Below are 18,184 nucleotides of genomic sequence, written 5' to 3'. Positions count from 1 at the left end.
TTGAATAGCAAAGGATGGACCTAATGAGCTTCAGTTGGGCTGAATTGTTTTCAATTGCGTTGATACATTTTTTTGCTGTAGCAAGCCCCGGCCCTGACTTTGCGATTGTTCTCAAACAAGCACTTAACCAGGGTAGGTTGGCGGCCATTTTTACAAGCTTGGGAATAGGTTTTGGTATTTTATTGCACGTAACCTATTCTCTTGTTGGTATTGGCATCATAATTCAAACTACGCCATGGCTATTAAGTATTCTTCTGTATGTAGCCGCAGGCTATTTGATTTGGATAGGTGTGGGAGCATTACGGAGCAAAGCAAATACTAGTGCGCTCACCACCGCCTCAAATACGTCAAAGAAGAGTCTGCTGAAATCATTTGGTATTGGCTTTCTAACAAACGGTTTGAACCCCAAGGCTACTCTGTTCTTTCTGTCCCTTTTTACCGTTGCGATCGCTGTTGAAACTCCAACAACTCATAAAATTGTCTATGGACTTTATATGGCGGTTGCTACCGCATTGTGGTTCATAGCAGTATCTGTAACGGTTACGCATAGCAAAGTTAGAGTGTTTTATCAGCAAAAAGGCTACCTTTTTGATAGGGCCATGGGTGTCGTGCTTATCGGCATGGCAATTCTGTTGTTGCTCACATAGCTTTTTCAGTCTCTATAGCCTTGGGTTCTTGATGGGACGATCCAATTAGCATGCTTTCAACTATAATCTTACTACAATGATAAGAATACGAACTGATATGTACGAATTTGCAAAAAACGCCCTCGACGGGAAGTATCAACTTGATATTAAGAGCCTTATTGATAGAGCTAATTCCGCGTCAAAACAGAATATGTCTACATTGCTATTAGCTTTGTTAACATGCTTTTTCATTATCATGGTTTATGCAATTGGCTTTCTATCAGTTACAGGTGTTGAAACGCCCGAGCAACTAGAACTGTTAGCCCCCGAAAAGATTTATATTGCGCAGATAATGCTGGTTTGTATAACAGCGCCTATTTTTGTTGCCTTAACGATGATTGGTGTGAAAACAGAGAGGAAAGAAAGTGTAAGAGTGGGGATATTGTTTAGCTATTTTTCTAGTTTGTTGTTCCTGGCCGTAGCAACGATATTGGTTTCATTTTTAACCCAAATTGGCTTAGCGCTTTTGTGGGTTCCGGGGCTATATATCATGGTGACAACATCTTTTACACAAACCTTGATTGTCGATAAAGGGCTAAGTCCTATATCGGCGCTAATCCTCTCTGTCAAAGTATCCAACGTTTACTTGTTAAAGCTTATACAGCTATATTTATTGTTTCTTATTATGTTTATTGGCGTGATTATTACCTTTGGTTTTGCACTGATTTGGGTAGGGCCGCTTTATTTCAATATTAAAGCGATACTGTATAATGACCTATTCCAACAAAAGAGTGAATCAATAACCATCACCGATAAGACAGAGGAAGACGCGTATTTTGATGCATAAACTAAAGATAATATCGATTGCTACAATATCTCTTTTGATTGTTATATTTGCCGTATTTTTATTGCAACCTGAACCTTCAGAAATACAAACGATACCACGTTCCGAAAGCGCTGATATCCCAATACCAGATTTCTCATCATACGAGCAAGTGCGCGAGAAGAAACAAGCGTTTTTCTCCTATTTACGTCCTGAAATAGAGGCGCAAAATGAGCATATTCTCCGTCAACGTGAGTTTGTTCATGGATTGCGAGCAAAGCATATTGCAGGTGAAACTATTTCTGAAAAGCAAAAGAAAGAATTACTTTGGTTATCTCAGGAGTACCGTGCCAAAAATGTTGATGATCTTGATCGTCTATTCGACGAACTATTGATTAAAATTGATATTATTCCAGTAGAATTAGTGTTGGTTCAGACGGCAAACGAATCAGCATGGGGAACGTCACGTTTCGCTACACAAGGGTACAACTTCTTCGGGTTATGGTGTTTCAAAAAAGGTTGCGGCTTTGTTCCGAAACGAAGAAACGATGGCGCGGCTCATGAAGTTGCCAAGTTTGAAAATTTATCAACAGCAGTTTACACCTATTTGAGAAATCTAAATCGTCACGATGCTTATAAAGAGCTGAGAGCAATAAGAAAACAGCTTCGTGAGAAAATGTTACCGATATCAGCGTCTGCGCTAAGCGAAGGCTTAACAAAATACTCTGAACGCGGTGATGAATATATTGTCGAGTTAAAGCAAATGCTCAGGGTTAATAAGGAATTAATGTAAATGTGTAAAAGCGTATCGTTCTTTGCGTTGGTCGCTCTAATACTCATGATATCAAGTCTACCACCAGTCAATGCTGATGAAGTAGAGGTGAGATACAAGACATTCTACAGCCACGTTAAAAAGCTTAAAAGTGAAGATACCAAAGCTCTTCAGTTTGCTTTCGGTTTTACCAATATCAAAACGGGAAAACTATGCAAAATAAATTCTGCTCGTATCAGCACGCAAAAGCAGCAAATTCCCCTAGTCGTTAGTTCTGAAAATCGTTTTACAATACAATCAGAAAAAGCGCTCAACCTTGCTGATGCGAATGTGGTCTTAGATTTTGAAGAGCCATCAAATATCTGTGATATTTCAGTACAATTAGAAACCAAACCGGAATATCTAAAAAAGAACTATAGTTTTGAGGAGCTTCGCTTCATTTATGAGCAGTACGAGGCTTTCTTTAACGAAATGGGCAGTTTTTTATCCTTTATGATGCCTACAGTGAAAGGGTTAATGATTCAATTTGAAGATCCAAGCTTGACTGAACAAGTGATAAGTGGGGAACAAGTCAATCAGGGAATATTGCTCTTGGATGATGAATGGTTCGAAAAAGAAGGCTTACTTAGATTGAAAAGGAAACCCTTGCGAATTACTGCCATCGCTTCAAAATAGTGCTACTAAGTAGGCGAGGCTGAGCTGGCCTCAGCTTAGCAATTCAGACCAATATCCTTCTTTTTTGCACATTGTTAGTTGCTGTGTTTAGCGAAGCTGTCTTTGTCTGGCAGTCCCAATTGGTAAGCAAGTTGCTGAGATAGTCGTTCTATTGCTTGGCTACCTTTCTCAGCAACTTCAATTGCTCTGTGAAATTCGAGTGTACCTACGTCTTGCAACTGTGGCTCTATTAATATGTCGGGTGGCTCACCCGCCAGTCTTGACCGCGTCACCCTCGCTTGTAAAATATCGAGTGAGCTGCTCATTACACTGACGATCCCAGGAGGCGTCATTTTGTTTGGTTTCGGGTCAGGTGAGAACCACTTTTTGATAAAACCGTCACTGGCTTTATCTAACATTTCATCGGTTTTACGTTGGTTTTCTTCATGTTCGCGTTCACATGTTTCAATTAAACGAGGCCGAAAATCTGCACTTAAATTTACTGCAATAACAAAGTCGGCTCCTAGTTGTCTGCATTGATTCACGGGCACAGGATTAACAACTGCGCCGTCTACTAGCCAACGTCCTTTGTGTTCAACTGGGCTAAATAGGGCAGGTATAGCACACGAGGCTTGTATTGCATCTCCTACCTCGCCACTATGAAAAACGACCTCTTTACCGGAATATAAATCTGTGGCGACACAGGCGAAAGGAATGTCCATCTCTTCAAATTTTGGAGCAGAAAAATCTTCTTTTAACTTATCAAATACTTTCTGGCCGCTTGCCAAGCCACCTCTTCGGAAGCCAACGCCTAAAAGGCGAAATACCTGCCACTCCGTTAGCGTATTCGCCCAAGTTTCTAACGCATCTAATTTTCCACTTGCATACGCTGCGCCAACATAGGCTCCAATTGAACATCCTGCTATTACATCAATTTTAATTCCAGCTCGCTGTAGCGCTCTTATCACTCCGATATGAGCCCATCCTCTTGCCGCACCAGCACCAAGCGCTAATCCAATTTTCATTATAATTCCTTAAAGCTTAGCGATTTCAATAACGAGGGATTCATCAATATTGGTTGATGACACTTCTTCGCCCTTATATCCATATTCTTTGCGTTCGGAGCTTCGGTCAATTGCTAAATTCGTAAAGTCGAACAGTGCTGTATCAGCTAGTTGACTTGGACTAATTGACTTGGTGGCATTGAAAATATTCTCAACCCGACCTGGCGTTTGCTTATCCCATTCTGCCAACATTAGTTTAACATTTTGACGCTGTAAATTTTCTTGTGAACCACAAAGATTACAGGGAATAATAGGGTATTGTTTGAATGCTGACATCTTTGCAATATCTTTCTCTCTGCAATATGCTAGAGGACGTATAACAATATTGCGTTTGTCATCGGATAGTAATTTTGGCGGCATAGATTTGAGCTTTGCCCCATAAAACATGTTTAAAAAAGTAGTCTCAACCATGTCATCCATATGATGACCGAGGGAGATTTTTGTCGCCCCTATTTTTTCTGCGAAAGCATATAAGCTACCACGGCGTAAACGTGAACATAGACCACAAGTCGTTTTCCCATCTTCAATTTTTGACTTCACCACAGAGTAGGTGTCTTTATCAATAATGTAGTAGGGGATGTTCTGCTTCTCTAAATACTCAGGCAAGACATGTTCAGGAAAACCAGGTTGTTTTTGATCGAGGTTAACGGCGACTACATTAAAAGAAATTGGTGCAGACTTTTGTAAACTCAGCAGAATATCGAGCATAACAAAACTGTCTTTACCACCGCTTATAGCTGCCATAACAGTGTCGCCATCTTCTATCATATTGTAGTCAGCAATTGCCTTACCTACGTTTCTACGAAGTTTTTTAATCAGTTTGTCGTTAGAGTATTTCTGTTTTGCGCTTACTTCCATTATTCACACTGCTCAGCATTAATGCGCACAAGTATTGCGCCAAATAAATTGGCGCTATTTTAAAGCTTGTTTGCAATACAAGCAATCTTGCTTATGGCTTTATTACTAAGGTATCGCATTCTACTGAATCAATGATCATTTCTGCAGTGTTCCCCAAAATAGCTGCCGACATACCTCGTCTGCCAACTGAACCAATAACTAATAAATCGATATCAAGATCTTTGCATAGTTGTGGCACGATATCTTCGGGAAGTCCTTCTTCGACATGCACAAAACTATCATCCAAAGAATATTGTGTTGCATACTCTTTGAGTTTAGTTTTATGGCGCTGCAACACAGACTCATTATATACGTCGGGTGAAAAGTTAGGCACCTCTACAGCTATATGCACAGGAGCGCCGGCGTAAGAATTCGCCAAATGTAAATTAGCGTTTGTTGACAAACTCACCTCAGATGCTGTTGCTACCACTTTGTCGCTCAGGCTCATATGCGTTTCATCTTTGGCTGACACGCCGACAGAGGCTAACACCTTAGCCTTATTTGGCCAATCATGGTCTTTAACTAGCATGACATTAACTTCAGAGTTTCTTAATATATGCCAATCATTCGGAGTGAAAATACTCTTTGACAAGAAACCATGTTTTTTAGTGCTTTTGATTACAAGGTCACAAGCGTTCTCTATTGAGCTTTCAATTACCGCCTCATGGAGCTTTTTGTGCCATTTGTAGACATATTTTATATCTACACCAGGGTATTTGTCGTGATAAAGACCGTCGTTTTTCATTTTTGCATGGTTAAGCATACCTTGCTTCATGTTGAAGCGTTCGTCACTGCTTAACACCGCAGCCATTTCAAAAGACTTATCGTAAATACAGCTAAGAGCAATGATCGATGCCTTGGTTTTTTGAGCAATGAAGTAGGCGCGATTTAAGGCTATTTGAACATCGCTTGTAGGGTCGAGCACGGCAAGAATGGTATTACAAGTAAACATAGGATCCTCCTAATCTAGATACCTATGTTTATTGTATAGTGTTAAAAATGATGTGCGAGTGAGCTCATTGCCCCAGATCAATAAACTGAGAGAAATAACTAACCAATATTAGTAAATGCGATATCCATGTCGGGAAGACGCTGTTTTATAGCGTCGAAGTTAATGATTGAGATTAGCTTTCCATCAACATTGATCAGGCCGTCTTTTTGAAAGCGGGTCAGCAAGCGGCTAATTGTTTCAACCGTTAATCCAAGATAGTTGCCAATTTCATTCCGCGTCATCGACAAATTAAACTGTTTAGCAGAGAAGCCTCGTTCTTCAAAGCGTTGTGATAAGTGAGTGATAAAATGCAACAAACGTTCCTCGGCACTGCGCTTACTGAGCAGCATCATGAGATCATGGTCTTGCTTTATTTCTGCACTCATAAACCGCATGATTTGTTTGCGTAGTTTAGGGAAGCGTATCGACATCTCATCTAAAGTATCATAAGGCAGTTCGCACACCATGGCTGTTTCTAATGCTTGGGTATCACTATTATGCATATCGTCTTTTAATGCGTCGAAACCAATAATGTCGCCGGGGAAGTGAAAACCAATGATCTGTTCCACGCCGTCCTTATCACTTACATAGGATTTGAAAGAACCAGATCTCACCGCAAACAGCGAATTAAACTTATCGCCGCAACTCACAAGCTTATCGTTTTTATGAAGTGGTTTTTTACGTTCAATGATGTCGTCTAATGTTTCAAGCTCACTTTTATTTAGACTAACCGGTAAACACAAGTGGCTGAAGCTACAGCTTTGGCAGTGAATAGAAAGTTCTGGGCTAGTTGCCATGGGCTACTCTTTTTATTGAATTACGGATCAATTATTACCTGTTATAAGTGCGTAGGTCAAGAATAATGAAAATGCAAGAAGGAAGGCCGCAATTATTTGTCGAGTTTTACGATGTTGTAATAAGGGGAGTAAAAAACTGGCTCCAAGACTAGTAGCCATCACTGCTGGCAAAGTACCAAAACCGAAAAACAACATAAATAGAGCACCATCAACTGCACTTTCAGAAGCCAGTGACCAAGTTAGCATTGAATATACTAAGCCACAGGGTAACCAGCCCCAAATAGCTCCATAGGCTACAGCTGACAGAGGAGTTCGAAAAGGAATAAAACGCTTTGACAAAGGTGAAATTATTCGCCATATATGGCTACCCAATCGCTCCAAATAACTAAGACCTTTGTACCAATCACTAATATACAAGGCAAGCAAGACCAGGAAAATAATGCTAATTGCCTGCAATATCGGCAAACCAATATAAATAGCACTAGAGGCTAAGCTTCCTAAGTAGCCAGTAATTGCTCCTGCCATAGTGTAGCTAGCAATTCGCCCTAAATTGTAGGCTATTATATAAGTCGAAGCGGAGCTGTTTTTAGGTATTGCAAAGGAAAAGGCACTGGCGATACCACCACACATGCCAATACAATGAACACCGCCTGCGATACCTATCAACAGAGCACTAAATAGTGTTAGTTCACTGGTCACGTTAGCAACTTATGGTTTTTCATGCGGAACTATCTTGTGTTCAGGTGATGTCGTCAGTGTTTTACTAGATTCACTTTCACTAGCGATTTGCTTGTTATCATCACTTGCAGAGCTCGGCTTTAAGTCGTCGTCGAAGAGGATACTGTATCCTTGTCGGTCTAAATCTTCGAACTGGTTTGATTTAACTGCCCAAAAAAACACTCCAATAGCAATACTCGCAATAATGATGGCTAAGGGTATTAGTACATAGATGATACTCATTAAGACTCTCCTATACCTTGCGGCATATAAGCATTTACCGATATTTTCAGATTCTTACTTCGCATTAAGCGAGTACTGTTATACACCACGATAATCGAACTCAAAGACATTCCCAGCGCGGCCATCCAAGGCGTTAATAAGCCTATCATAGCAAAGGGCAACACCAATATGTTGTAACCTAGTGCCCAAGCAATGTTCTGTTTGATTTTTTTCTTAGTTCGTAAGGCCATATCAAGTAAATCGACAACACCATCAATTTGCGGCTTGAGCAATATCACATCCGCTGCATTTTTGGCAAGGTCGGAGGCGTTACCAACCGCAATACTGACATCCGATGCAGCTAAAACCGGTGCATCATTAATACCATCACCAAGCATGAGTATCTTTCTGCCATTGGCTTGAAGCCGCTGAATGTGGGCAAGTTTGTCGTTAGGAGACTGCTCCGCATTCTGAACCTCGATACCAAGTTGCTTGGCAATATTAGCAACGTTTACTGTTGTATCACCGCTCAATATGCCAAGGGTAAATTGGTCTAGTTTAGACAGCACTTCTGCGGCTTCTTGTTTAATTTCATCGGTAATCCAAAATGCAGCGACTAATTTACCGTTTTCACTCAACAAAACGTTGGCACCATTTATAGCATCTGGTGTTAGCTCTGGTAGATTTTCACTTAACTCAGTTAACACAAAACTAGCAGAACCCAAATGGTAAACATTGTCATCTATACGAGTGCTTATACCCATGCCAATTCTTATATCAACACTCTCAATGGTCTTGGCACAGGGAGTGATGTCTTTGAAAGCATTCGCAATAGGATGTTCTGAACGTTTTTCTATACTAGATGCAATTGACAATAACTCTTCACAACGATTTTTAGTGAGCTGTTCTGAATACCAGGTTTTTTGAATTGAAAACTCCCCATGGGTGAGGGTACCGGTTTTATCAAAAATAATATCGCTAACCTCTGTCAATTGCTCTAATGCATCTGCTCTTTTTAAAAGAATGCCTTGATTATTTAGTTTCGCCATCGAGCACGTTAAGGCTGAAGGGGTAGCTAAACCAAGAGCACAAGGGCAAGTAGCCACTAATACTGAGATCGTAATCCAAAATGCATGCGGGTTGCCCTGCAGAGTCCAAAACGAATAGGTGAGTGCGGATATGCTTAACACGGCGACTACGAAATAACGGCTCAAGCGATCGGCAACTTGTGCGACCCTAGGTTTGTTGGAAAGCGCAGTTTGTTGTAAGCGCAATATTTGATTAACCATAGCGTGTTTTAGTGTATTCGTTACCTTGACAGTAATAACACCATGTTGATTAATCGTGCCACCAAACACATGCTGCCCTTGGGTTTTATAAACCGGTTCAAACTCGCCCGTTAACATAGCCTCATCGATGCGTCCGTTGCCATCAGTAATCAGTCCGTCAACAGGAATTGTTTCCCCCGTTTTTACCAACACAATATCATCTACTCTGAGCTGCTTGGCTAACACAGAGACTAGTGCATCACCCTCCACGCGATTTGCAGTGACGGGAATATGTTTAAGCATATTCGACGAGATTTGTGTGGCTTTATGCCGAGAGCGGTGCTCCAAGAATCGACTGATGAGCAGAAAGAAAACAAACATACAAATAGATTCAAAATATACCTCGGCTTTTTCATTGTTAACGGTGAAGAAGCCAGCAACGTAGGTAGCTAATATTGCGATGGTCACAGGTATATCCATGTTAACCGTTTTAGCGACAAGTGCTTTCAGCGCACTTAAATAAAAAACACTTCCCGAATACAACACAACGGGTGTAGTTAGTACCAAACTAATCCAATTGAAATATCGAGTTGTCTCGGCATCTATATTTCCAAATAGGTCAAAGTATTGCCCCATAGCTAGCATCATCACTTGCATTGTCATAATGCCAGATAGACCTACCTTTTTGAGAAAGCTCTTTTGTTCTTTATGGTATGACGCCTCATGGTTATCAGCTTGAAAGGGAAGGGACTCGTAGCCAATTGATTTTAATTTTTGTAATACTTGTGAGAGCTTTATTTCAGAATTATCCCAAATAATTGACGCTCTTCTTGCTCCTACATTCACAGATACTTGTTTAATTCCCGCTACTTTTGCAAGTTGCTTTTCAATTAACCACCCACACGCAGCACAGGTAATACCCTCGACAGTAAGTTGAATCTCTTTGTGCGCACCGCTGTCGAAAACAAATTCTTCTTGCAGTTCAGGCTCGTCGTAAACAGCCAGCTTAGCCATTGTGTTATCTAGCGCAGAATCACCGCGGGCAGCTGGCTCAGTTCTAAATTCATAGTAACTCTCAAGACCATTTTCAACAATCGAAGAGGCAACCGCATGGCAACCAGGACAACACATGGAATAACTGTGCTGCTTAATAACGACCGAGTAACGTTCGGCTTCCAAATTTGGTAAACCACAATGGAAACAATGGCCTTCTGCAATATGAATAGCCATTAGGGCACAAACTTCACGGGCGTGCGAGTTGGCAAGTTAATAGTCTGTTGTACCTTCCATTCTTCGTCAAGCGGGGTTAAGCGTAACCTCCACTTACCTTGAATGTTATTGTCGGTTTGCGCTCGATACACACCATTAGCGTCAGCTGATAATAAAAGTTGGAAATCGCGCTGCTCTTGAGTCACGTGATAAAAGTCGAGCTTTAACGCAGCTTGAGTGCTAGGTGCCCCGGATAAAAAGTCAACAGATATGAGTCCGTCTTCAGCACTTAACATGGTTTCTATGTTGAGATTTCGAGCATTTTGCATCTTATCAAGGCGAGCATTGATGGTTTTACCTTCTTTGTAATAGTCATCGATAACTAAACTGTCACTTCCGTCTGTCGCATAACTGATCATGATACCACCTACGATAAATGAAGAAACCGGAATACAGATTAAGAACCAAGGATAGAACTGCCTATACCATGGTTTAATGTCTTGATTATCCATTATTGAGCCTAATTAATTTAAGGAGAACGCTTGAGCGCATATGTCGCGGGAATTATATCGAATAGAAGATAAAAAAACCCCGCAAATGCGAGGCTTTTAGTTCGTTTTTTACTGTGTATTTGACAGGCTATAAACGTAAGCAGCAACAACGTGGATTTTATCTTCACCCAATGTCTCATTGAACGCTGGCATTACGCCATTTCGACCATAATACAATGTTTGAGTGACTGATTTCTCATTACCGCCATATAACCAGATATTGTCGGTCAGGTTAGGGGCGCCAAGCAATTGATTGCCTTTACCATCCATACCATGGCAAGCGGCACAAACTGCAAATCGAGCTTTACCTTTTTCCTTAAGTGCGGTATCGACGTCTCTACCACTTAAACTCAAGGTATAAGCGACTACTTCAGCAACTCCGTCTTCACCCATACTGTTCAACCAACCTGGCATCGCACCGCGTCGCCCAAGAACCAAGGTCTCTTTGATCTTGTCGCCAGAGCCGCCATACAACCAATCGTCATCGGTCAGATTAGGAAAGCCGGTTGCAGCGCCTTTTGCATTCGAACCATGACACTGCGCGCAGTTTTGTAAAAACAAACGTTTGCCTACTTGCACGGCTTCATCGTTAAACGCTAGATCTTCAACTGGGGTTTTGGCATATTCGGCAAAAATAGGATCAAATTGCTCGTTTGCATATTTTATCTGTAAGGCATATTCATTGATATTACCTTCCTCAATATCTTGTTGAAGAGCTAGTCTTGATTCTTCAAGAGAGAGCACCCCTTGATTGGAGCTAGTCCAACCCAAAACACCTTTGAAACCACCTAAACCCGGATAGATGATAAGGTAAGCAACCCCCCAAACTATGCAGATGTAGAATAGTATCGTCCACCAACGAGGCAGTTGATTGTTTAGCTCTTCAATGCCATCGAACTCGTGTCCCATTGACACGCCTTCTTCAACACCCGTTTTATTTGATAGGCACCATTTTAATAATACATAACAACCAAAAATGGTACCCAGAGATATCACTGATATCCAAATTGTCCAAAACATACTCATGAGTTTAAGACTCCTGATCTTCTTTATTTAAATTCTTTTTCTTTTCGTCATCGAACACGAGGTTTGCCGCTTCATCAAAGCTCTTTTTATTTTTGCTGCTGAAGGCCCAATAACACACGCCAGCAAAAGCGACAAACACGATAACAGTAAATATGCTGCCTATTAGTCCTTGGTCCATTATTTTAAATGTGTCCCAAGTTGTTGAAGATAGGCGATTAAGGCTTCCATCTCTGTTTTACCTTTCACTGCAGCTTCAGCACCCGCAATATCTTCGTCTGTATAAGGCATACCCAACATTCGATTAACTTCCATTTTCTTAACGATGTCTTTACCGTCAAGTTTGTTCTCAGCTAACCAAGGATAACCCGGCATATTTGACTCAGGAACCACGTCTCTTGGGTTTATCAAATGTACTCTATGCCACTCGTCGCTGTAACGCTGACCTACGCGAGCAAGGTCTGGACCTGTTCGTTTAGAACCCCATAAGAAAGGACGCTCCCAAACAGATTCGCCTGCAACACTATAATGACCATAACGTTCCGTTTCGGAGCGAAATGGACGTATCATTTGACTATGACAGCCTACACAGCCCTCGCGGATATAAATATCACGACCTTCCATTTCAAGTGCAGTGTAGGGGCGTAAGCCTTTAACCGGTTGCAACGCCTGTTGGTCAAACATTAGGGGTAAAATTTGAGCCATCGCACCAAAGCTGATCGCAATCAATATAAGAATAGTTAGTAAACCAACGTTCTTTTCTAGTAACTCATGTGGATTCTTCATACTAATATGCTCCTTAAGCCGCAGCAGTTGCAGAATTGCTTGCAACGCTCTCTTGTTTAGGGGCCCTAATCGTGCGGTAACAGTTATATGCCATAATCAACATTCCAGCGACAACAAACAACCCACCAATGAAACGAACGATGTAGAAAGGCTTAGATGCTTCTAAAGACTCTACGAAAGAATATGTAAGCGTACCGTCTGCGTTGACCGCTCTCCACATTAGTCCTTGAAGAACACCCGACATCCACATAGCAACGATGTATAGCACAACGCCTATGGTCGCTAACCAAAAATGAATGTTGATCAATTTAGTACTGTACATTTTGGGCTGCCCAAACAAGATTGGAACGAGGTGATAGATTGAGCCGATAGATACCATTGCAACCCAGCCTAGCGCACCAGAGTGAACGTGTCCGACAGTCCAATCAGTATAGTGAGAGAGCGCATTTACCGTTTTTATCGCCATCATTGGTCCTTCAAAAGTCGACATGCCATAAAAAGACAATGACACAATGAGGAAACGCAATACTGGGTCTGTGCGAAGTTTGTGCCAAGCACCTGACAAGGTCATGATACCGTTAATCATACCGCCCCATGATGGAACAAATAAGATGATCGACATCACCATACCTAAGGATTGCGTCCAGTCAGGAAGGGCAGTGTAGTGTAGGTGGTGAGGACCAGCCCAAATATATAATGATACTAGTGCCCAAAAATGAACGATAGATAAACGGTAGGAGTAAACAGGGCGGCCAGCTTGCTTGGGTACGAAATAGTACATCATGCCAAGGAAGCCTGCGGTAAGGAAGAATCCAACGGCATTGTGCCCGTACCACCATTGCATCATGGCATCAACTGCACCGGCATACAAACTATAGGATTTAGTAAACGATACGGGGATAGCCATACTATTACCAATGTGTAAAACTGCAACGGTAAGCATGAACGCTCCCAAGAACCAGTTTGCCACGTAAATGTGCGAGGTTTTTCGTATTACCATAGTGCCAAAGAAATTGATGATGTAGGCTACCCATACCAAGGTAATCAATATATCAATAGGCCATTCCAACTCAGCATATTCTTTACTGGCAGTAATGCCGAACGGAAGCGTAACAACCGCTGATACGATAACCGCTTGCCAGCCCCAGAATGTAAACGCTGCTAATTTGTCACTGAATAAACGAACCTGACAGGTACGCTGAACAATGTAGTATGAAGTAGCAAAGAGGGCACAACCACCGAATGCGAAAATTACCGCATTAGTGTGAAGTGGGCGTAATCGAGAGTAGGTTAAAAATGGAAGATCGAAGTTTAATGACGGTGCAAATAGCTGTGCAGCAATTAATACTCCCAACGCCATTCCGACGATACCCCAGATAACGGTCATTACTGTGAATTGCCTAACTACTTTATAATTGTAGTCAGGATGTACTTGGCTTATTTCGCTCATATTTTTATATCTTCCGCGTCGAGAAAAAAACAAAATATCTCAATGATGTTTGTGCCTTTACGTGCCGCCTAGTTGAGTAGTGTTAGCAAGTTAAGTAAGCTATCAAGATATTACAGGCGGATCATAATGTTTTTAAATACAAAAAGATATATTACTTCAATAGCATTTGATCTTCGTCAATAAAGGAAAGTTTACGGTCGACAAAACCATGCTTAAATTATGAAAAACAACTCATTTGCATCGATTCTTCTTCTCTTCATCGCTTTGGTGGTGGTACTTTTAGGTATTTGTTATAAATATGTTAGCACTGCAAGCACATCAACTAGTGAATGTGATTTAACTGCCTCGACATGCTACTTTGGTATAGAAAACCAGCGTTTATCGGTTCGGTTCGTATCAAAACCCGTGGTAGAGGAAGAAATTTATTTAGCACTTGACCTGCCAGACGATGCGATTTTTACCAATGGATGGATAGAAGGGGTAGATATGTTCATGGGTAAGACTCCTCTAATGAGTGACAATGGCAGGGTAGTCACATTTCTTGGAAGCTGCAATCTGGATGCGATGGAATGGAGACTACACTTTACTATAATGAAAAACGACCGAATATTTCACTATTCAGCCGTTTTCTCTACCTATCGCTAATAATTAGGGCAACGTTTTACATTTGTGACTGCAAGTAATTTGATAGCCCCAAGCGCTCAATTAACCCTAGTTGTTGCTCTAACCAATGAGCATGGTCCATCTCAGTATCGTCGAGCAGAACTAAGAGCATATCTCTTGTCACATAATCGCGCTCCTGCTCACACATGGCAATAACATTACGGAGTTTGTCAGCCACCTCGTACTCAACTCGGAGATCACTTTGTAGCATCTCTGGCACAGTTTCGCCGACTTTGTAGCCGACACGGGTTTCCATATCGGGCTTACCACCAAGAAACAACATACGTTCTATTAACTTTGTTGCGTGACCTTTTTCATCGTCAAACTCATGGTTAATGCGATCGTAGAGTTTTGTTAGCCCCCAATCCAAGTACATTTGAGAATGAATAAAATACTGATCCATCGCGGCCAACTCGTAGCCGAGAAGAGAGTTCAACCCATTGATTACATTCTTATTACCTTGCATTTTAATCCTCCTCAACTTGGGACTGTAAGTAATTTTGTATACCTAATTTTTCGATTTGGAATTGTTGCGTATCTATCCAATCATAGTGCTCTTCTTCGAACTCTAAAATATTCGAGAGTAGGTCGCGCGAGACAAAGTCTAGGTGCTGTTCGCATAGTTCAATAGCAGCCTTCATTTGCGGAATTTGTGTTTGTTGAAACTGGCTATCACAAGCGAGCATTTCTTCGGCTTCCTCACCTATATTTATCTTTCCAAGAGCTTGTAGATTAGGAAGGCCTTCCAAGAAGAGTATTCTGGCAATAAGTTCGTCTGCTTGTTTCATATCTTTAATGGATTTTTTGTAGCAGACTTTGTCTAAAGCCTCAAAGCCCCAATTTTTATACATCCTGGCGTGCAAAAAATATTGATTAATTGATGTTAACTCGGTGGTTAGCACTTCGTTAAGCGCTTTGATAACTGCTGGATGACCTTTCATACTGTTCACCTATTCTTAATATAATTGAAGTATAGGTCAGCCTCATTAAAAAAACAAGGAATAAGTCAATAATTTCCTTTTATATCAATGATATACAAAAGATAATGATTTTCATTAAGGCTTTGATTATTATCATTGATGCATAAAATGAGACTGTCAAAGACGCTATTTTTCCCGATTGATCAATTCGAAACTTTCTTCCGCGAAACCTAAGCCAGCTTCTGTGAAAAAGTTAAATACTTTATCGACTCCCACTTCGAGAAGCGGATTTACCTCATCTTCATACCGAGCAATTGCAGCTATCTTGCCTTGAAAACCGGCTGAACGTAGCTGATGAGTAATGTTGGACGAATCATCTATTGAAGGTAAGGCTAGAAGGACCAGCTCAATAGAGCTGAAATCGACACTTTCCCACAAGTCTATGTTTTCACCATCACCTAAAATCGCCTCGTAGTGCAATTCTTTTAACGACTCAACTTTATCAATATCTGCATCCATGCCGGTAACCCCCTTGTCCAAAAGTTTTGCCAAGGTTGTAAAAGCACCTTTGCCGACTCTTCCCATACCAATAACTAATACTGTTGTGTTTGCCAGTGAGGGGTACAAATCTTCAGGAAGAGCCTGATTACTTTGATATCTCTTAAGTCTATCTTTGTAATTGGTGTACTGTTTATGAGCTGTTTTATACATTGCACTGGTAAAGACAAATGAAAATGAGACACTTAATGCCAATATAACCAACCAAACTTTATCAAGCAGTCCGATACTCACCGCCACGGCTCCCACAATAAGTCCGAACTCGCTGTAGTTCGTCATAATTTGCCCTGTCAGGAAAGCTGTCCTAGCCCTTAATCTAAACTTCGTGAATAAAGCAAAGAAGAGAAGAAACTTCAGCGGCAAGAGCAGGGTGATAAGAAGGGCAACTCCGGTGATTTCCAGTGTTGGTAATGCAGTTAAGCCAATGGTGAGAAAAAACCCGATGAGCAGTAAGTCTTTAAAGGAAAGCAGCGACTTAGCCAACTCGTTTGCCTTTACATGACCGGCGATGAGCACTCCAAATATTAATGCTCCGAGGTCACCCTTTACGCCAACATATTCAAAGAGTTGATAGCCCCCTAGCGCAAATATAAAACCGGTTAACGGCAATAACTCGCCATGTCCAGACTGATCGAGTAACCTCCTGAATAGCGGCGTGGCAGGGATCAAGAGGAAAAGCGCTACAGCCCATGGGGAAGGGACCTTACCGGTAGCAAAAACCAAAAACAGTACTGCAAAAATATCTTGCATTACCAAAATGCCGATCGCTACTTTTCCGTGCCGAGTTCTACTTTCACCACTTTCCTCTAAAATTTTAACCACGCAGACAGTTGAACTAAAACTAAAAGCAAAACCAATAAGTGCTATTGTTGTAAGACTTAAATCGCTGATGTAAGGGAGCCCAAACACACTTAAGGAGAAAACAATCGCAGAAAATACGGCAATCCATATGCTGGTGTGTAGAACGGAACTCAACCAAATCTCTCGTTTGAGTAAGTCTTGTATATTCAGTTTCAAGCCAATGGTGAACAACATGATAGTAATGCCTAAATCAGCAATCTGTTGAAGAAGGTCATTGTTTTCAAATCCCCATGCATTCAGTATGAAACCAGCGATAAGGTAACCTATAAGAGGAGGCAAACCAACAAAGCGAAAGCCAAGGCCGAAAATGAAAGCAATTAGTAAAAAGAGAAATTCCATTGATTAGCCCGCGTTAGTTCGAAAGAAAAGTAATGATATCTCTTGATACTCGGCGCACATCCTCAACCATTGGCATGTGCCCAAGATCCTCGTATATCACAGTTTCTGAATCTAGCATATTCTGCCAAATCATATAGTCATCAACGGGCATTAATTTGTCATTCACGCCCCAAATTAGCATGGTTTTACATCCCCCAATTTTATGTTTATCTTGTTCGTAAAAATCGTCAGGATTGAAGAAATCACGAAACATGTGCACATATTGTTCTCTCCGCGAAATGTATTTATGCGCCAACGCCCGTAGAATGAACTTTGGCATATAAGGTGGTTTAGCCATCACGAGATCATAAAAGTAGAAGAAATCTTCTTCATTATAGTGATTGAACGGATTCTGATTTGTTTTAGCCATTTGAAGTGAAAAGTCAGAACGCACACCAGCAGGGTCTATTAAAACTGCCTTTATAATTCGTTCAGGCATCATCTCAAGTAACTGCGCCGTCATAAGACCGCCCATACTGTTACCGATGATATGAAAGCGATCAATTTCCACCGATGCTAAAAACTCAACTAAAAACTCACATTGCCTTTTTGTGCTGTAGTTTTGCTCTTGATTATACTCAGTGTCGCCATGCCCCAAAAGATCAGGGATAAACAATTGATAATGCTTGGCAAGCCTGAGCGATATTCTGTTCCATATATATTTGTCTGCGCTAAAGCCATGTAGAAGGACCACGACAGGCTTTGTGTTATCAAACGATGAAACATTACTGAGATAATGAGTGCTTACGCCAAAATTCTCATTAAATGATCTGTATATCTTTAACTTAGCTAACTTTGCCTCTATAGCGTTAGCGGCATTGTAAAAGCTATTTGCAATAGTAAAGGTGGTGTCGAGCTTAAGTGCAACAAAGCAAACGACGACCACAAAAACAACAGAAAGGCTTCCAACGACCAAGTACATAAAATCACCTAAAAGTATAAAGATAATTAAGT

At 41.1% G+C, this 18,184-nt stretch carries 21 protein-coding genes; 5 read left to right on the top strand and 16 right to left on the bottom strand.

Features of this window, described 5'->3' with window-relative positions; genetic code table 11:
* Nucleotides 1-14 precede the first annotated feature (14 nt).
* The 4 genes from ISG33_RS05415 (at nucleotide 15) to ISG33_RS05400 (ending at nucleotide 2,896) form a co-directional block, all read left to right on the top strand.
* Complete coding sequence (locus tag ISG33_RS05415; RefSeq protein WP_195732494.1) at nucleotides 15-647, top strand: LysE family translocator; 633 nt, start codon at nucleotides 15-17, stop codon at nucleotides 645-647.
* 97 nt (nucleotides 648-744) lie between these two features.
* Complete coding sequence (locus ISG33_RS05410; RefSeq protein ID WP_195732493.1) at nucleotides 745-1,473, top strand: hypothetical protein; 729 nt, start codon at nucleotides 745-747, stop codon at nucleotides 1,471-1,473.
* Entirely contained in the window at nucleotides 1,466-2,242 is a 777-nt protein-coding gene (locus ISG33_RS05405; RefSeq protein ID WP_195733045.1) for a glucosaminidase domain-containing protein, read from the top strand. The genes ISG33_RS05410 and ISG33_RS05405 overlap by 8 nt, the downstream gene beginning before the upstream one ends.
* The gene (locus tag ISG33_RS05400; RefSeq protein ID WP_195732492.1) at nucleotides 2,243-2,896 is read left to right on the top strand and encodes a DUF2987 domain-containing protein; all 654 of its coding nucleotides are present in this window, start codon (nucleotides 2,243-2,245) and stop codon (nucleotides 2,894-2,896) included.
* A gap of 74 nt (nucleotides 2,897-2,970) precedes the next feature.
* Here ISG33_RS05400 and rssA read toward each other — a convergent pair whose 3' ends face one another.
* The 12 genes from rssA to ccoN form a co-directional block, all read right to left on the bottom strand.
* Nucleotides 2,971-3,900, bottom strand: coding sequence for a patatin-like phospholipase RssA (rssA, locus tag ISG33_RS05395; protein WP_195732491.1), 930 nt, complete (start codon nucleotides 3,898-3,900; stop codon nucleotides 2,971-2,973).
* Between the two features lie 9 nt (nucleotides 3,901-3,909).
* Nucleotides 3,910-4,797, bottom strand: a complete 888-nt coding sequence (ttcA, locus tag ISG33_RS05390) for a tRNA 2-thiocytidine(32) synthetase TtcA (protein WP_195732490.1) — start codon at nucleotides 4,795-4,797, stop codon at nucleotides 3,910-3,912.
* A 91-nt stretch (nucleotides 4,798-4,888) separates the two neighbouring features.
* Nucleotides 4,889-5,788, bottom strand: coding sequence for a universal stress protein UspE (uspE, locus tag ISG33_RS05385; protein WP_195732489.1), 900 nt, complete (start codon nucleotides 5,786-5,788; stop codon nucleotides 4,889-4,891).
* A 98-nt stretch (nucleotides 5,789-5,886) separates the two neighbouring features.
* Nucleotides 5,887-6,624: a fumarate/nitrate reduction transcriptional regulator Fnr gene (gene fnr / locus ISG33_RS05380; RefSeq protein WP_195732488.1), complete on the bottom strand. Its 738-nt coding sequence runs from the start codon at nucleotides 6,622-6,624 to the stop codon at nucleotides 5,887-5,889.
* A 27-nt stretch (nucleotides 6,625-6,651) separates the two neighbouring features.
* Nucleotides 6,652-7,323 (bottom strand): sulfite exporter TauE/SafE family protein, encoded by a 672-nt coding sequence (locus ISG33_RS05375; RefSeq protein ID WP_229333456.1) that lies wholly within the window; start codon nucleotides 7,321-7,323, stop codon nucleotides 6,652-6,654.
* A 9-nt stretch (nucleotides 7,324-7,332) separates the two neighbouring features.
* On the bottom strand, nucleotides 7,333-7,584 hold the full coding sequence (gene ccoS, locus ISG33_RS05370; RefSeq protein WP_195732487.1) for a cbb3-type cytochrome oxidase assembly protein CcoS: 252 nt from the start codon (nucleotides 7,582-7,584) through the stop codon (nucleotides 7,333-7,335).
* On the bottom strand, nucleotides 7,584-10,061 hold the full coding sequence (locus tag ISG33_RS05365) for a heavy metal translocating P-type ATPase (RefSeq protein WP_195732486.1): 2,478 nt from the start codon (nucleotides 10,059-10,061) through the stop codon (nucleotides 7,584-7,586). The genes ccoS and ISG33_RS05365 overlap by 1 nt, the downstream gene beginning before the upstream one ends.
* Entirely contained in the window at nucleotides 10,061-10,552 is a 492-nt protein-coding gene (locus ISG33_RS05360) for a FixH family protein (protein ID WP_195732485.1), read from the bottom strand. Before ISG33_RS05360 ends, ISG33_RS05365 begins: the two co-directional genes overlap by 1 nt.
* 108 nt (nucleotides 10,553-10,660) lie before the next feature.
* Nucleotides 10,661-11,617 carry a cytochrome-c oxidase, cbb3-type subunit III gene (gene ccoP, locus ISG33_RS05355; protein WP_195732484.1) on the bottom strand — a complete coding sequence of 319 codons (957 nt, stop codon included), beginning with the start codon at nucleotides 11,615-11,617 and terminating at the stop codon, nucleotides 10,661-10,663.
* Nucleotides 11,618-11,621: 4 nt separating this feature from the next.
* The gene (locus tag ISG33_RS05350; RefSeq protein WP_195732483.1) at nucleotides 11,622-11,795 is read right to left on the bottom strand and encodes a cbb3-type cytochrome oxidase subunit 3; all 174 of its coding nucleotides are present in this window, start codon (nucleotides 11,793-11,795) and stop codon (nucleotides 11,622-11,624) included.
* Complete coding sequence (gene ccoO, locus ISG33_RS05345) at nucleotides 11,795-12,400, bottom strand: cytochrome-c oxidase, cbb3-type subunit II (RefSeq protein WP_195732482.1); 606 nt, start codon at nucleotides 12,398-12,400, stop codon at nucleotides 11,795-11,797. The genes ISG33_RS05350 and ccoO overlap by 1 nt, the downstream gene beginning before the upstream one ends.
* 13 nt (nucleotides 12,401-12,413) lie before the next feature.
* Nucleotides 12,414-13,850: a cytochrome-c oxidase, cbb3-type subunit I gene (gene ccoN, locus ISG33_RS05340; RefSeq protein ID WP_195732481.1), complete on the bottom strand. Its 1,437-nt coding sequence runs from the start codon at nucleotides 13,848-13,850 to the stop codon at nucleotides 12,414-12,416.
* A gap of 219 nt (nucleotides 13,851-14,069) precedes the next feature.
* Here ccoN and ISG33_RS05335 point away from each other — a divergent pair, with 219 nt between their 5' ends.
* The gene (locus ISG33_RS05335) at nucleotides 14,070-14,495 is read left to right on the top strand and encodes a hypothetical protein (protein ID WP_195732480.1); all 426 of its coding nucleotides are present in this window, start codon (nucleotides 14,070-14,072) and stop codon (nucleotides 14,493-14,495) included.
* 16 nt (nucleotides 14,496-14,511) lie between these two features.
* Here ISG33_RS05335 and bfr (ISG33_RS05330) read toward each other — a convergent pair whose 3' ends face one another.
* The 4 genes from bfr (ISG33_RS05330) to ISG33_RS05315 form a co-directional block, all read right to left on the bottom strand.
* Nucleotides 14,512-14,979: a bacterioferritin gene (gene bfr, locus ISG33_RS05330; RefSeq protein WP_195732479.1), complete on the bottom strand. Its 468-nt coding sequence runs from the start codon at nucleotides 14,977-14,979 to the stop codon at nucleotides 14,512-14,514.
* Between the two features lies 1 nt (nucleotide 14,980).
* Nucleotides 14,981-15,454, bottom strand: a complete 474-nt coding sequence (gene bfr, locus ISG33_RS05325) for a bacterioferritin (protein ID WP_195732478.1) — start codon at nucleotides 15,452-15,454, stop codon at nucleotides 14,981-14,983.
* A gap of 165 nt (nucleotides 15,455-15,619) precedes the next feature.
* The gene (locus ISG33_RS05320) at nucleotides 15,620-17,191 is read right to left on the bottom strand and encodes a cation:proton antiporter domain-containing protein (protein ID WP_195732477.1); all 1,572 of its coding nucleotides are present in this window, start codon (nucleotides 17,189-17,191) and stop codon (nucleotides 15,620-15,622) included.
* A gap of 13 nt (nucleotides 17,192-17,204) precedes the next feature.
* The gene (locus tag ISG33_RS05315; protein ID WP_195732476.1) at nucleotides 17,205-18,152 is read right to left on the bottom strand and encodes an alpha/beta fold hydrolase; all 948 of its coding nucleotides are present in this window, start codon (nucleotides 18,150-18,152) and stop codon (nucleotides 17,205-17,207) included.
* Nucleotides 18,153-18,184: the final 32 nt, after the last annotated feature.

The sequence above is a fragment of the Marinibium conchae genome, assembly GCF_015595035.1.
GTDB lineage: Bacteria > Pseudomonadota > Gammaproteobacteria > Enterobacterales > Alteromonadaceae > Glaciecola.
The sequence above is the reverse complement of the archived record's forward strand: the minus strand, read 5'-3'. Positions and strand labels throughout refer to the sequence as shown.